This window comes from Myroides albus, from assembly GCF_009711045.1.
Taxonomy (GTDB): domain Bacteria; phylum Bacteroidota; class Bacteroidia; order Flavobacteriales; family Flavobacteriaceae; genus Flavobacterium; species Flavobacterium album_A.
On the sequence record NZ_WMJX01000008.1, the window covers coordinates 57,247 to 73,622 of the forward strand.

Annotated in this window: 11 protein-coding genes; 10 read left to right on the forward strand and 1 reads right to left on the reverse strand. The window is 36.1% G+C overall.

The features are described 5' to 3' along the window. Window positions 1–39: 39 nt before the first annotated feature. The 9 genes from GJV76_RS05655 (at window position 40) to GJV76_RS05695 (ending at window position 12,078) form a co-directional block, all read left to right on the forward strand. Complete coding sequence (locus GJV76_RS05655; RefSeq protein ID WP_155091670.1) at window positions 40–1,167, forward strand: N-acetylmuramoyl-L-alanine amidase family protein; 1,128 nt, start codon at window positions 40–42, stop codon at window positions 1,165–1,167. Between the two features lie 56 nt (window positions 1,168–1,223). Next, window positions 1,224–2,195 (forward strand): MlaD family protein, encoded by a 972-nt coding sequence (locus tag GJV76_RS05660; protein WP_155091671.1) that lies wholly within the window; start codon window positions 1,224–1,226, stop codon window positions 2,193–2,195. Window positions 2,196–2,243: 48 nt separating this feature from the next. Then, the gene (locus GJV76_RS05665; RefSeq protein WP_155091672.1) at window positions 2,244–3,569 is read left to right on the forward strand and encodes a (Fe-S)-binding protein; all 1,326 of its coding nucleotides are present in this window, start codon (window positions 2,244–2,246) and stop codon (window positions 3,567–3,569) included. A 57-nt stretch (window positions 3,570–3,626) separates the two neighbouring features. After that, the gene (locus GJV76_RS05670; RefSeq protein WP_155091673.1) at window positions 3,627–4,418 is read left to right on the forward strand and encodes a (Fe-S)-binding protein; all 792 of its coding nucleotides are present in this window, start codon (window positions 3,627–3,629) and stop codon (window positions 4,416–4,418) included. A 4-nt stretch (window positions 4,419–4,422) separates the two neighbouring features. Beyond that, entirely contained in the window at window positions 4,423–4,908 is a 486-nt protein-coding gene (locus GJV76_RS05675; RefSeq protein WP_155091674.1) for an ABC transporter ATPase, read from the forward strand. Window positions 4,909–4,994: 86 nt separating this feature from the next. Next, the gene (locus tag GJV76_RS05680) at window positions 4,995–7,874 is read left to right on the forward strand and encodes a glycoside hydrolase family 3 N-terminal domain-containing protein (protein ID WP_155091675.1); all 2,880 of its coding nucleotides are present in this window, start codon (window positions 4,995–4,997) and stop codon (window positions 7,872–7,874) included. A gap of 314 nt (window positions 7,875–8,188) precedes the next feature. Then, on the forward strand, window positions 8,189–9,325 hold the full coding sequence (gene bshA / locus GJV76_RS05685) for an N-acetyl-alpha-D-glucosaminyl L-malate synthase BshA (RefSeq protein WP_155091676.1): 1,137 nt from the start codon (window positions 8,189–8,191) through the stop codon (window positions 9,323–9,325). 174 nt (window positions 9,326–9,499) lie between these two features. Next, a complete protein-coding gene (locus GJV76_RS05690) occupies window positions 9,500–10,258 on the forward strand; it encodes a DUF1963 domain-containing protein (RefSeq protein WP_155091677.1) in 759 nt (252 codons plus the stop codon). 239 nt (window positions 10,259–10,497) lie between these two features. Continuing rightward, window positions 10,498–12,078, forward strand: a complete 1,581-nt coding sequence (locus GJV76_RS05695; protein ID WP_155091678.1) for a DUF3137 domain-containing protein — start codon at window positions 10,498–10,500, stop codon at window positions 12,076–12,078. A gap of 231 nt (window positions 12,079–12,309) precedes the next feature. Here GJV76_RS05695 and GJV76_RS05700 read toward each other — a convergent pair whose 3' ends face one another. Further along, window positions 12,310–13,014, reverse strand: coding sequence for a hypothetical protein (locus GJV76_RS05700; protein ID WP_155091679.1), 705 nt, complete (start codon window positions 13,012–13,014; stop codon window positions 12,310–12,312). Window positions 13,015–13,927: 913 nt separating this feature from the next. Here GJV76_RS05700 and thrA point away from each other — a divergent pair. Then, the gene (gene thrA / locus GJV76_RS05705; protein ID WP_155091680.1) at window positions 13,928–16,375 is read left to right on the forward strand and encodes a bifunctional aspartate kinase/homoserine dehydrogenase I; all 2,448 of its coding nucleotides are present in this window, start codon (window positions 13,928–13,930) and stop codon (window positions 16,373–16,375) included. The last annotated feature ends 1 nt before the right edge of the window (window position 16,376 follow it).

The following is a 16,376-nucleotide window of genomic DNA, read 5'->3' on the forward strand; positions in this document are numbered from 1 at the left end:
ATTTAATTCAAATTATAAGTAATAATAAAGAACTTTTTTATGAAATACAGTCACTCAAAACTGTTTACTTTACTGACCTTGTTATTTTTATCAGTGAGCGTGTTGGCGCAAAGCAATTCGAAATTCAGAGTTGTACTTGATCCGGGTCATGGAGGAAAGGACTCAGGAACAAATCACGGTAAGAATGTGGAAAAGGATATCGTATTAGCAGTTGCCTTAGAGGTGGGGAAGATACTTAAGAAGGAAAGTGATATCGAAGTTGTATATACTCGTGATTCGGATGTATTTGTCGCTGTGAAGGAGCGTTCGGTTATGGCAAATAATTCTAATGGTAATGTATTTGTCTCTATTCACTGTAATGGTGTGAATAGCAATGCAGCTTACGGTACTGAAACCTATGTAATGGGTTTGAGTAAGAATAAGTCAAATTTGGATGTTGCCAAGACAGAGAACTCGGTAATTATGTTGGAGGATGATTATAAAACACAATATGCAGGGTTTGATCCTAAGTCGCCAGAATCTATTATTGGGTTGACATTGATACAGGAGGATTATATTCACCAGAGTATTGATTTAGCCAGTCGTGTTCAAGATAGCTTTACCAATGATTTAAAGAGAAAGAATAGAGGGGTTAAGCAAGGGCCGTTTTGGGTATTGCATGGCGCTTTTATGCCGAGTGTATTAATCGAACTTGGCTTTGTCTCTAATAAGGAAGAAGGAGCCTATTTGTCTTCTAAAAAAGGGCAGAAAGAATTAGCTGAATCTATCGCTACAGGGATTATACAGTATAAGAAAGCTTATTACTCTAATGGTGTTTCTTCGTCGGTAACCGTAAAAGAGAATCAGTCTAAAGAAGTGAAAAAGACTACACCAGCGAAAGAGAAAAAAACGGTAACTGTTACCAAAGTTTCTAAGGGAGTAGTTTTTAAAGTACAGATTGCTGCAAGTACACGTGTATTAGCTCTAAAACCACAGAATTTTAAGGGGTTAAAGAATGTGACAATGATTAAGTCAGGGAACTTAAATAAGTATTACTACTCTGAAACATCGAGTTATGACGAAGCTGAAAAGCTGTTAAAAGAAGCTAAAGATAAGGGGCATAGTAGCTCTTTTATAGTGCCTTTTAAAAATGGTAAAATCATCACTCTTGAAGAAGCGCTAAAATAATATTGAACGCTTTGAAAATAAAAGTTTATTTTTGCCACTTATAAAATAAGAAAATTTTGAAAATATCTAGAGAAATTAAAACGGCTATATTAGTATTAGGTGCCATTGCTTTATTTATATGGGGATACTCTTTCTTGAAAGGAAAAAATGTATTCGATAACAGTACTAAGTATTACGTAGAATATGAGAATGTTGAAGGAATTACCACATCATCTAATGTTACCATAAACGGGTTAGTTGTAGGAAAGGTATCTAAGATTTCCATTGATCAAAATTCAGGTAAATTGGTTGTAGAACTTTTAATGACCAATCCTATTCAAATTTCTAAATCCAGCACTGCTGCTATTTATTCTCCAAGTCTTATAGGAGGAAAGGCAATAGCTATAAATCCAAAGTTTGGCGATACAGACTACGCTCAAAAGAATGACTATCTAAAAGGAGAAGTTGTACCAGAGATGACAGATAAGTTATTAGGTGAAATAGAACCTTTGAAAACAAAAGTAGAGTTAGTCTTAGAAAATGCAAATCAGATGCTTGTTGCTGTAAACAGTATTATGGATGAGCAAATGCAAGCAAACTTAAAACAATCTGTTGTTGAATTGCAAGGTACTTTGGCTGGAGCAAACCGCATGTTAGCTACTGCAGGACCTCAGTTAGATGGTACAATGAAGAATATGAATAAGATGAGTTCTAACTTTGCAGATTTATCTACAGAGCTTAATTCTTTGGATATTCAATCTACCTTTAGTAAATTAGACAATGCAACAGGAAATATCGACAAATTATTAGCAGACATTCAATCAGGAAAAGGTTCTGTTGGAATGTTGCTTAAAGACGAGCAATTGTACAAAAACTTAGAAGGAGCTTCGAAAGAATTGGAACAATTAATGCGCGATTTGAAAGAAAATCCTAAACGATACGTACACTTCTCTTTGTTCGGTAAGAAAGCGACACCTTATCAAGCGACTGAAGAAGTGAAAGAAAATCAAGACAATCAAACAAACGAAAGCCAAGCAAACAATAACTAAACTAAACAATTAAAAAACTAACAATTTACTGAAACAATTATTACCATTATGCAGTATTTAGGCCAAGTATTATTTTTATTATTATTGGTTGCTGGATTTGGATTCTTTATTAAAAACATAAAGAAACTAATACGCAACATTAAGTTGGGTCGAGATATAAACCGTTCAGACAATCCGAAAGAGAGATGGCGCAATATGATTCGCGTAGCCTTAGGGCAGTCCAAAATGGTGAAAAGACCAATCCCAGCTATCTTACATATTTTTGTCTACGCAGGTTTCGTTATTATTAATATCGAAATGTTAGAGATCATCGTAGATGGTTTGTTTGGAACCCATAGAGCATTCAAATTCTTAGGAGGTACATATGATGTATTGATTGGAATATTTGAAATACTTGCTTTCCTTGTTATTTTTGGGGTAGTAGTATTTTGGATTCGCAGAAATATTATCAAGTTGAAGCGTTTTAATCAACCAGAAATGGAGGGATGGGCAAAGAGAGATGCTAACAATATTATTTATATTGAAAGTGTTTTAATGTGCTTTTTCTTGATTATGAATGCGGCTGACTATTATTTGCAAACGCAAAATTACGGTCACTATGTACAGGCTGGATCATTTCCAATTTCTGGATTTATCGCTCCTTTATTTGAAGGTATGAATAACGAAACGGTTGCATTTGTAGATCGTTTTGCTTGGTGGGCACATATAATAGGAGTGATGTTCTTTATGAACTACCTATACTACTCGAAACACCTTCATATCTTCCTTGCTTTCCCTAATACGTATTTTGCCAATTTAAAACCACAAGGTGAGTTTAACAACTTAGAGTCGGTGAAAAATGAGGTGAAACTTATGATGGATCCAAACGCTGATCCTTTTGCTGCTCCTGCTGAAGCGCAAGGTGAACCAGAGAAATTTGGTGCACAAGATGTAATGGATTTAAACTGGGTACAGCTGCTAAATGCATATTCTTGTACGGAGTGTGGTAGATGTACTTCATCATGTCCACAAAATACGACAGGTAAAAAACTATCTCCTCGTAAAATTATGATGTCTACACGAGATCGTCTTGAAGACGTGAGTAAGATATTAGACGCTAATGGAGGTAAGTTTGTAGATGACGGAAAAACTTTATTAAACGACTATATTACTGCTGAAGAATTGTGGGCTTGTAACACGTGTAATGCATGTGTTGAGGAATGTCCGATTGATATTAGTCCGTTGTCTATCATTATGGATATGAGACGCTTTTTAGTTATGGAGCAAAGTGCTGCACCAATTGAGTTGAACAATATGATGCAAAATATTGAAAACAATGGTGCTCCTTGGCAATATAACCAGATGGATCGCTTAAACTGGAAAGACGAAAATTAATCAACTAACAATTATAATCAGTCTATCAACTGATTGTTACAATATACAGCAAATATTATGTCACAAAATTTAGTAGTGCCTACAATGGCTGAAATGATGGCTCGTGGAGAAACTCCTGAAGTACTATTCTGGGTAGGATGTTCAGGTAGTTTTGATGATAGAGCTAAGAAGATAACAAAAGCATTTGTCAAAATATTAAATAAAGCGAATGTATCATTCGCTGTTTTGGGAACAGAAGAAGGTTGTACAGGAGATCCTGCAAAAAGAGCAGGTAATGAGTTTGCTTTTCAAATGCAAGCTATGATGAATATCCAAGTACTTGACGGATATGAAGTAAAGAAGATTGTTACTGCTTGTCCTCACTGTTTTAATACGCTTAAAAATGAATATCCTGATTTAGGAGGGAAATACGAAGTTGTTCACCATACAGAGTTTCTTAAATCATTGCTTGATGACGGAAGATTAACTATTGAAGGTGGGCAGTTCAAAGGAAAGAGAATCACGTTTCACGATCCTTGTTATTTGGGACGTGCAAACCAAGTATACGAAGCACCACGTCAGTTAATTGAGAAGTTAGATGCAGAACTTGTAGAGATGAAGCGCTCAAGAGCTAATGGTTTTTGTTGTGGAGCAGGTGGAGCACAGCTCTTCAAAGAGCCTGAGCACGGAGACAAAGAGGTACACGTTGAACGTACAGAAGAAGCTATCGGGACTAATGCTGAAATTATCGCAGCAGGTTGTCCTTTCTGCAATACCATGTTAACTGATGGAGTGAAATTCAAAGAAAAAGAAAGCCAAGTGAAAGTATTAGACGTGGCTGAATTAATTGCGAACGCAGAAGATTTATAACATTATGTACACTCCAATAGATCAAATGCCAGATCATTCTCGAATCTGGATATATCAATCAAATCGCAAATTCTCGGATGAAGAAGTCCAAGAAATTGAAAAAACACTACAAGCTTTTGTAGAGGAATGGGTGGCTCATGCTACTCCTTTGACTGCTTCTTTTGAAGTAAAATACAATCGCTTTATTATCTTGGCTGTTGATCAAGATATGCACGCTGCTTCTGGATGCTCTATTGATGCTTCAGTGCGTGTAATTCAAGAGTTTGAAGCAAAATATAATGTGGATTTACTAGATAAAATGAATGTTACATATAAGACAGGAGATTTTATCGCATTTAAAACATTAATTGAATTTAAACAATTAGTTAAGTCAAAAGCTGTATCTGCTAACACAATCGTTTTTAACAACTTAGTTAACGACCTTGGAGAATACAGAGAATTTTGGGAGGTTCCAGCGAGCGAAAGTTGGCACAGTCGCTTTTTTAAGTAAATAGTATTTTTTAAATTTACAAATATCAAAGAATCATCATCAATCTTTTTGATGATGATTTTTTTTATGAGCAAATAAAACGACTAATGAAAAAATTAACACTGTTAGCACTGCTGTTCTCGACGTTAGGCTGGGGGCAGTCAAAGGATTATTCCTATCAAAAAACACAATGGGTAGATAGCGTTTACAACACTTTGAGTTTGGAAGAGCGCATTGGACAACTCTTTATGGTTGCCGCTTACTCTAATCGTAATGAATCTCATGTACAAAGTCTTGAATCACTGGTAGAGAATCAACATATTGGAGGTTTGATTTTCTTTCAAGGTGGTCCTGTAAGACAAGCCAAGATGAATAATCGTCTACAGAGTTTAAGCAAATTGCCTATGCTCGTTGGTATTGATGGGGAGTGGGGATTAAGTATGCGTTTAGACTCGACTTATAAGTTTCCCTACAATATGACGTTGGGGGCTGTGCAAGATATGGATCTTATTTATAAAGTGGGCAAGGCTATGGCCATACAGGCAAAGCGCTTAGGTATGCAGTTTAATTTTGGTCCTACAGTGGACATTAATACCAATTCAAAGAATCCTATCATTGGCGTTCGCTCTTTTGGTGAAACACGAGATATCGTGACTGATCGCGCTATTGCTTTTACAGAAGGGTATCAAAGTGAGGATGTATTTGCTACAGCTAAGCATTTTCCAGGACATGGTGATACTTCTGTGGATTCACACCACAAGCTTCCTGTCGTTAACTTTGATAAAAACCGCTTACACAAAGTTGAACTTTATCCTTATCGCAAACTGATAGAACACAACCTTAGCAGTGTGATGGTTGCTCATTTGAATCTTCCCGCTTTAGAACCTGACGATAATATTCCAAGTTCTCTGTCTTATAATGTGGTAACTAAGTTGTTAAGAGAGGAAATGGGCTTTGAAGGGTTAATCTTTACAGACGCTCTAAATATGAAGGCAGCGTCGAACTATGCAAAGCCAGGAGAAGTTGATTTAGCCGCTTTCAAAGCAGGTAATGATTTGTTGCTTTTCTCAGAGAATGTTCCTGTTGCACTTGATTTAATCAAACAAGCTTATGAAAAAGGGGAGATCACTGAGGAGCGTTTGGCTTATTCTGTAAAGAAAGTATTGAGTTATAAGTTTAAATCACATCAAACTTCTTATACTCCTATTGAATTGGATAATTTAGTAGAGGATCTAAATGCAAGTCAGTACGACGATTTAAATTACGAGTTGTATAACGAGGCAATGACGGTTATCAAAAATGATCATCGTTTACTCCCATTAAGAGAATTAGAAAAACAAAAGATTGCTTACCTTAAAATTGGAGATGACAAGGGGAGTGATTTTCTTGATTACTTAAATAAATTTGCGGAAGTCAAAGAAATTACCAAAGAAAATTTACATGACCTCAGTTTTTATACTACTGTAATTATCGGTTATCACAAGGTAGATAATCCTTGGAGAAACCACGATTTTTCTGCAGAAGAAAAGCAGTTAATTCAAACTGTTGCTTCTAAGAAAAAGACGGTGTTGGTTTCTTTTGCTAAGGCGTATGCCCTTAGTGGAATTACAAATACGGAGAATATCAATAGTATCGTTGTAGGGTATCAAAATAACATATTTGCAAATAGGGCAGCAGCAGAAGTAATCTTTGGCTCTATTGGAGCAAAAGGAGAGCTTCCAGTAACGATTAGTTCAAAATATGAAGTAGGTACTGGAATAAAAACAAAAGCGCTTAAACGCCTTGGTTTTTCAACTCCTGCTAATCAAGGAATGGATGCCGCTACATTGGCTAAAATAGACAGTATTGCTAATTATGCTATAGATAAAGAATTGACACCAGGACTTCAAGTGGTGGTGACAAGACATGGAAATGTGGTTTATCAAAAGTCTTTTGGCCACCATACTTATCAAAAAGACATTGCTGTCAAGGACACTGATTTGTACGACTTGGCATCTCTGACTAAGATATTGGGTTCTTTGCCTGTACTTATTAAAATGTATGATGATGGGAAATTGCACATGGACTCAAAGTTAGGTGATTTAGTTCCTGCTTTTAAGGGGACAGATAAGGCTAATATAACCTTTAGAGCACTGATGACTCATCAGTCTGGCCTTCCAGCATGGATTCCCTTCTACAAAAGTACATTAGATGAAAATGGCAAACCTGATTTGACTATTTACAACTACTTTGTAACGGCGGGATTCCCTGTGCAAGTCTCAGAAAATTTATTTATTAGAAAGAATTACGATGCTGAGATTTTAAGACAAATTGCCGAGTCTAAGTTAAGTCCTAAAGCCAATTATAAATACAGTGATTTAGGCTTTATTGCTTTAAAAAGTTTTATTGAGCGCAAATATGAGGAACCTTTGGACCAGGTTGTAACTTCTGAGTTCTATGCCAAGATGGGAGCCAATAGATTAACTTACCTTCCTCTGAGAAGATTTGATTTAAGTGAAATTCCACCAACCGAAGAAGATAGTTATTATCGCTATACAACAGTACAAGGTTATGTACATGACATGGGAGCTGCGATGCAAGGAGGAGTAGCTGGGCATGCTGGATTGTTTGGTACAGCATTGGATGTAGCTAAGATGATGCAAATGTATTTGAACCAAGGAGAGTATGGAGCAGAGCGTTTTTTCTCAGAAGAGACTTTTCACGAGTTTAATGATTGTGTATATTGTTCAAAGGGAAATCGCAGAGGAATTGGTTTTGACAAGCCTCAAGAAGCAGGTAAACCTGGCCCTACATGTGGCTGTGTGTCTATGACGAGTTTTGGCCATACTGGATTTACAGGTACGATGACCTGGGCTGATCCAGAAAAAGACCTGGTTTACGTTTTCTTGTCTAATAGAACTTATCCAGATAGCAATGTCAACAAGCTGTCTAAAGAGAACATCAGGGAGAAAATACAAGAGATAATCTATCAATCTATTGTTGAATAGTTTGTATGAATTGAAATATCAAATGAAATAATCTGCAAAGAGGCTAAAAGTGACTGCTTTTAGCCTCTTTCTATTTGGTTTAGTATTTAACTTAAAGACAATGAAGTAAGCTTATATGGGATAAGATGTCTTTTTCTGATTTTGACCAGGTTTGTTTATGTTAAATTAAGCCCTTCATGTATGGTATTTTGAATTGCCTAAATCATTGTTTGACTGTTAAAAAAGGTATACACGTAAAAAGTAGAAAGTTAAAACGAACGAACTTTTAAATATTAGAATTATCTTTAAGGATTCAAAATAAGTACAAACACAATATGAAAATAGCCATCGTATGCTATCCAACCTTTGGAGGGAGTGGTGTTGTAGCCACAGAATTAGGGTTGGAACTAGCAAAGAGAAACCACGAAGTGCATTTTATCACTTATAGTCAACCTGTTAGATTGGCACTTTTAAACCCCAATATATTTTACCACGAAGTAAACGTTCCAGAATATCCTTTGTTTCACTATCAGCCTTATGAATTAGCTTTATCGAGCAAATTAGTCGATATGGTTAAGTTGTTTAAAATTGATGTGTTACATGTGCATTATGCTATTCCTCACGCTTATGCGGGATATATGGCTAAGCAAATGCTAAAGGAGCAGGGAATAGACCTGCCAATGATTACTACATTGCATGGAACTGATATTACCCTGGTAGGGAATCACCCTAATTACAAAACGGCTGTTAGTTTCAGTATCAATAGTTCAGACTACGTTACTTCCGTTTCAGAATCGCTTAAACAATCTACGCGTTGTTTGTTTGAAACAGAAAAAGAAATACACGTTATTCCAAACTTTATCGAAGTTAAGGAGTTTGACTGCGATGATACACCGTGTAAGCGAAGCGCTATGGCTGATAAAAATGAGGTTATCATTACACATATCAGCAACTTTAGAAAGGTAAAACGCATAGAAGATGTAGTTTCTACCTTCTATGGTATTCAAAAGCAAATGCCTGCCAAATTGATGCTTGTTGGAGATGGTCCTGAAAAGGAACGCGCAGAGCGCCAGGCACTTGAATTGGGTATTTATGACAAGATTATTTTCTTTGGAAATAGCAATGAAATTGAGCACATCTTATCTTACTCAGATTTGTTTCTATTGCCTTCGGAAACAGAGAGCTTTGGTTTAGCCGCCTTAGAGGCCATGGCTATGGGGGTACCTGTTATTTCAAGTAATACCGGTGGTTTACCAGAAGTCAACGAGCATGGCGTTTCAGGTTATTTAAGTAATGTTGGTGATGTTGAAGACATGGTAGCTAACGCCCTTAAAATACTTAAAGACCAAGATACTTTATGTCAGTTCAAAGAGAATGCGCGTAATGTTGCCAAGAAATTCAGCATTGACAAGGTATTGCCACTGTATGAAGATATTTATACCGCTGCTCTTAACAAGTCGAGAAAAGGTTAACTTATACCTGGACGCAAGTCTTTTTACATGGGATTAAACTTATTTGTAAATGATATAGTATGGGATTAGGAAACTAATCCCATTTTTTATTATTAAAATGTCTCCAAGAATTTTGGCTGATATTATTAACTTTGGTAAGAATACTAAACCGTATAGTATAAAAAACACATCACTATGAAAACTGTAGAAGAATTACAAAGGGATATTCAAAAACCCATTACAAAATTTATCACTGGTGGCTTTAGACCAGAGAATACGATAGAAGAATCGTGGTTGGGAAAAGTTACTGTTTTTGGATCGGAGCAAGGAATTCCTTTAGACGCAGTTGGTAAACCCATGATGGCTTTAGCTCAGTTTTATTTACCAGCTTTGCCGTATGTTCCAGAAGCAGTGAGATCTACAAAGGTTTTGACCGTCTTTGTATCCATGAATACCTTGGAACCTTTGGAGCCTATGGGCAAGAATTGGCTAATTCGCGAATATGAAGATTTGAGTATGACCGAAATTAAAACTTTGACAAATGAACAATCTTATATCAAACCTTTCCCTTTAAAAGCTGTGTTTGAAGACAACGACTGTGCACTATGGGACGGAGGAGGACTTACATTTGAGCAAGAAGCTCAGGTGTTAGAATTGGAACGAGAAGGTATTATTAATAGTTATTACGATATATCGAATCATCATTATCAGACTAAGTTTGGCGGTTATCCTTCTTATTGTCAACCCGGAATAGGTATAGGAGGAGAGTATGAATATTTTTTTGATGATCAGTGTGAGGATATTCATACACAAGGCTTTGGAGAAGGTTATGAATTTGTTTTTCAGATTTCTTCTGATGAGAAAGCTAATTTTAATGTAGTAGATGGCGGTAGTTTAATGTTTGCTAAAAATAAGGAAACAGGGGATTGGACTATGTATTACGATTTTTATTAGTCTTAATTTAATGAGTGATTAGATTTAACTGTACATGCACTTGCTACAAAGAGTTGATTTCATAGAGAAGCAGCTCTTTTTTTTAATTGAAAGTATACGAGTTAGTATAAGGTTTCTTGTTGGGTTGTTGTATGTGAGTATTTTATTTATTGTATATTTTATTTAAGATTACTTAGGTTATTGTATTAAATTTATAGTTGTTTTTCAATAGGGTTAAGTAAAGACTAAAATAGAAGATAATGAATATTGAGCAAGTTAAACATTTTTTTGTAAGTGAAGCAAGACGCGAAAAACGCATTGTTCTTCGAAATACAATTATAATTGGAAGTATCATATGTATAGGAATTGCAATTTTGTTATTCTTTACCCGTGATTTTATAGTCGATTATTTTGTTAGTTCAGCAGTAAAGAAAGGGGATAAAGAGGGAATAGAACGCTATATACCATGGATTGTCATTGTGTCTTTACTAATTGTTGTTTACTTTAGTGTTAGGGCATCTTTAAGGAGAGAACATACTGTTGACAAGGTTTTTAAACTATTGGAAAAAGGGGAAAAAGCTGTCGTATTAAGTGAAGAAAGAAAAAGTCTGACCAATCTGTTTTTATTTGTTGTAACACTTAAGTTTGATCCTATTATCTATCTCAGTTTAGAACTAAATGGAGGAGTATATACATTGCCTATTCAAATAAATGTGATTACTGATGTCAAGCGTTTTTTTGAATTTGGTCAACAAAAGGACTATGACAAACTGATGGATACAATGTATGGTAATCCTTCGGATACTCAAGCAGCAGCAGAGCAAATGAACGAGGAATTTACAAGCGATGTAGTGTTAAAGCCAATTACTGAGTTTAGAGCTTATTTTTCTCAAAATTTTGGTTTGGAAATCAAGGCGATGGAACAGCAACGAAAGGCCAGTAAACGCAAGATTTTATTGGTTTTAGGAGTACTGATTGTTTCAGCATTGGCTTATGTTGCTGTGTATCAATTGGCAGACCGCAGTTTTAAGGATACCTATAATACGGTGTTTATCTTTGGAGTATTACTTATTTTAATTGTAGTGATTCGCTTTTTGTTTGCGAAAAAGAAGACAGGACAAAATACCACAGCAAAAGCGACTCCCCCTTTAGATTATACGGCTTTCAAAGAGATAATGCTAACTCGATTGGCACACTATATTCATCCAAGTTATTCTTATTTTGAAAAGGGATATATTGGTTTGCCAGAAGTATTACATGCTGGTATATTTCAACCCAAATCGTACAGCATTCACGGTGGAGATCAATTTGTCGGTCATTACAACGGGGTACCTTTTCAGTCCTGCGTCTTATCGCTAAGTTATCGTCCTACGTTGTCAAGAAGCAAGGATCCTGAGGAAGAAGTATTTCAAGGAACATTCTTCGTAGCGAAGTTTCCCAAGAAGTTTAGTGCTAATATGTTGATTGTTCCCAACAAGAGTATCTTGAATCGCTTTGTAGAAAATTGTATTGGCAACTATCTCAATACTGATGGAGAAGTTGCCATCTTGAAAGATGCTGAGTTTCAAAAGGCCTTTACAGTATATTGTGACGATCAGCTTGCTGCGCGTAGTATATTAACGCCTTCTTTCATGCAAAAATTAAGACAATTAAATCTTCACAATAAGGGAAGTTTGTATTGTAGTATCAATGGCAATAATATTGCGATTGCAGCCAATATTGGCAATAAGTATAAATCTACAGGCGATATTTTTAATACAACACAATTAGATCAAAACTTCTTAGATGAGATTTACGAAGACTTAACTAAGCATTTAAGTGTGATAGATGCTTTGAAATAAGGTGATTAAGTACGGGTGTTTACACCGTTTCACTTTAGCAGTAAATGAAGTGATTTTTTAGTTTATTGGCTTGAGTATTTCAGGTAAATCACTTTCAATACTGATTTTGTTATTGTCGTTTAGCAAGTTTAGTGGCAGTGGCTACTCTATTTGTTTAGCCTATAAAATAGAAAGAGCTCTTTTCTGATTTACAAAGAGCTCTTTTGCATATTTTAATATTAGGTTATCGTTTTACTTCGCGTAGATAATCATGCTTGGATTGAAAGCTTTAGTATTGTATAAGGATGTTCGATGCAAGGTGTTATTAATTGGATAAAAGAATTGTATATCTGCGACCATTACTTCAAATTTTTCTTCCTCCACCATAGAAGGACAAGTCCAAGTTGTTTCTTGCACAATGGGTTGTTCTCTATTGAACTCAATAGATACTTGTCTTACTTCATCAGCGTCTTTTGTCAGTCGATCACCAGCTTGTATAGCTATAAGATAAAGGCGTATCAATGCTTGTGTACATCCTTTTGGAAAGTCAACCTGTTCTTTGGGAACAAAGGCCGGAATATATGCTGTGAGTCTGTTTTCGGTAGTAGTTACTGAAATTGGATTCAAAAAGGTGTCTTTGAACATGGTGTTGTTGTTAAATTCAAATCCACTTAAATCGCCAAAGTTGACATTGTGCAATGTTCTTTGCTCTAATGGCTTAGTTGTATCCTTGTGTACAATGCGAATTAGTTGTCCCAATAAACGAGAATGCATATAACTATCATGCAGATTGTTTAAATGTGATTCAATATGACAACGAATATAGCGTATAGCACTTGATAGTTTTCGCAGTACTGGGGCATTTTTATTCTTTGTCTTGTCTAGTTTAGACCGTTCCGGTTTGGTCTGAAAGATGAGTTGACCTCTAAATTCTCGGTAGTATCCTGGACCTACCAAGCCTTTTAATTGATTTTTTGCGGTTAGAATAGCCTTTGTTAATAGTTTTAAATGATTGGTTTTGATTAGTTTATATCAATAATTGTGCCCATGTGATCGAATGATGCTCCTATTTTGTTGGTATAGTGGTCGCATGTTTTTTAGCTGTAATTATGGGATCACTATGCGATCACTATGGCATCACAATGCGGCCACTCCGATAATTATTCCATTTACTCGTTCTGCTACTGCATTATCCCTAGGATTTCCATTCTGAGTAGTGCTTATTGTTATAGATCTCGTCCTACTATAGCTGTACAGTTATTGTTTATAATCCTGCTTTTGTGTGTATATTTTTACATAGACAATTCTGGTAAGTATTTGTCAACTCATAATTAATGACGTTTTAAAGTTATGCTTAGTAATTTGGCTATTGTTTTAATTCTGGTTTGACTATTAGAAATGGTATCTGCATAGGTCTTTTTTGCTTCATACGAGGTCCTCATTACGCACTTTTAATAGGAGGTATTAAGTGTAATAGAGCTGCTTTTTAGCTGTTTAAACTGATTATTGACGTTAAAAATACAGTTATCTTAAACTTTTTTTTGTTGTAGTTAAACGTAGACTGTATCGCTGTTGAGCATCATTTTATCTTCTCTATTCAAACGTTGAAAATTGAAATAAAGTAAAAAAAGACTTGTGTTTATTAATTTTTTGTTAATTTTGAAATATCTATGAGAGACAATAATAGAACATATAATTTCTTTTCAACCACCACATCTTCCTGTGGTACGGGTTCTATTATGACTATGTCCTCCACCTATAGTACCACCACCCTTTAATAGGGAAATTCACTTTTTACATTTTTAGTGTAAACTGTTTGCTTATCCTCTGAGATAAGTAAATCATCGTATTGTTAATCAATTTTTTTATTATGAAAATATTAAAGTTCGGTGGCACATCTGTAGCCAATGCCGAGAACATTAAACGTTGTATAGCCATCGTTGAAGGCAAAAACGACTCAACTATTGTTGTTGTATCAGCATTAGGAGGGATGACGGATTTACTACAAACTACTGCAGTTTTAGCATCCCATAAAGATTCATCCTATATGCAAAATTACAAAACAATAGAAGATAGGCATTTGGATGCGGTTCGAGCTTTAATACCTGTTTCTAATCAAGCAAGTGTGTTGAGCAATGTAATTCGCCAATTAAATGAGCTTGAGACACTACTGCAAGGGTGTTTTTACTTAGGTGAATTATCAAGTAAAACAAAAGATGTAATTTTCTCTTTTGGAGAGCGATTGTCGTCGTTTATTGTTTCTGAAGCCTTCAAGGCAAGGGGAAAAAACTGTGTGCGAATAGATAGTGGTAACCTAATTAAAACAAACAATCGATATGGTAGGGCAGTTGTTGACTTTGAAATGAGTGATCGATTAATACAAGATTACTTTCGAGAGAATCAATTCGATATCTACGTCATGCCTGGTTTTGTTGCTGAATCCAAAGACAAGCAAATAACAACACTTGGACGCGGTGGGTCTGATTATACAGCTGCAATCGTTGCTGCCGCACTTCACTTGTCAGAATTAGAGATTTGGACAGATGTCAGTGGTATTTATACTGCAAATCCCAAAGTCGTAAAACAAGCGCGAGTGATTGAGCAAATTAGCTTTCAAGAGGCAATGGAGCTTTCGCATTTTGGTGCAAAAGTCTTGTATCCTTCTGCTATAGAACCGATTCTACCTAAGAAGATCGACTTGTATATCAAGAATACATTCGAACCTGAGTCGGCTGGCAGCCGTGTAACTCATTGTAGCTTAGATGATGATCGAATTGTCAGGGGAATTAGCAATGTAGACAATATTGCATTAATGACTTTGGAAGGCCCTGGTATGGTCGGTGTAGCTGGGATATCTAAGCGGTTGTTTGAAGTATTGGCAAAACAAGATATCAATGTAGTGTTCATTACACAAGCTTCATCCGAACATTCAATCTGTTTTGCTGTGACAAGTATGGATGCCATGCGCGCAGAGCAAGTGATCAATGAAGAATTTGAATTCGAAATTTCCTATGGAAAGGTGAGAGCGGTTTCTGTGGAATTGGGAATGTCTATTGTCGCAATCGTTGGAAATAACATTAAGAGTCATCAGGGGGTAAGCGGTAAGATGTTTAGTGCGCTCGGTAGAAATAATATCAATATCTGCGCAATTGCCCAAGGTGCTTCTGAGCGAAATATATCTGCTGTAATTTTGGAAAAAGACGCCAAGAAGGCATTGAATGTCTTGCACGAAGCTTTTTTTGAAGAAGTAGTTGTACAGGTGAATCTCTTTGTGATGGGCGTTGGAAATGTAGGTGGTAAGTTCATCGAACAAGTACAACGACAAAAATTGTATTTAAGAGAGCATTTGAAGATTAATTTGCGCCTTATTGCTGTGGCAAACTCAACGCAAATGATGGTGAATCCCGAGGGGCTTAGCGATATTGAAGTGAGCGAGTTAAAGGCCAAAGGTCAAGTGATGCAAGAAGGAGATTTTCTGAGAAAGATAACTGAACTGAATCTGCGAAATAGTGTATTGGTTGACAACACAGCTAATGAAACTGTAGCGATGAGTTATCACGCATACTTGCGAAATAGCATTGGTATCGTAACGTGTAATAAAGTTGCTTGTTCATCGAGTATGGAATACTACAAGTCACTGAAGTCCTTGTCTAAAAAGTACAGCGCTTCGTTCTTGTATGAAACTAATGTTGGAGCAGGCTTGCCAATTATCGATACGATAAAGAACTTGGTAGCCTCAGGAGATCGAATTTTGGAAATTCAAGCAGTGTTGAGTGGAAGTTTGAATTTTATATTCAATGCCTATGACGGAGGTATGCCTTTTGTCGAAGTAGTGAAGAAAGCCAAAGAGCTCGGATATACAGAACCCAATCCCTATATCGATTTAAGTGGTGTAGATGTCAAGCGAAAGCTATTGATCTTACTTAGAGAAAGTGGTTATTTCTTTGAAGATGTAGATATTGATGTCCAGTCATTTTTGCCTCATGGTGGTGCTGCAATAAGTGAAGAAGGGGAGCTTTATACTGCATTAGAATCTCAGGAGGACCATTTTTCTCAGTTGTTAAAAGCAGCCAATGACAAGGGAGCTAAATTACGTGTAGTTGCGAGTTTTAAACAAGGTAAGGCCGAAGTTGGACTTAGAGAAATAGATCAGCTTCATCCATTCTATCACTTGGAAGGAAAAGACAATATAGTTTTGTTTTATACCGATCGCTATAAAGAACAACCTTTATTAATCAAAGGAGCAGGAGCAGGAGCAGAAGTAACCGCTTCAGGGATCTTTGCCGATGTAATACGAATTGCAAATAAATTGAATTAAA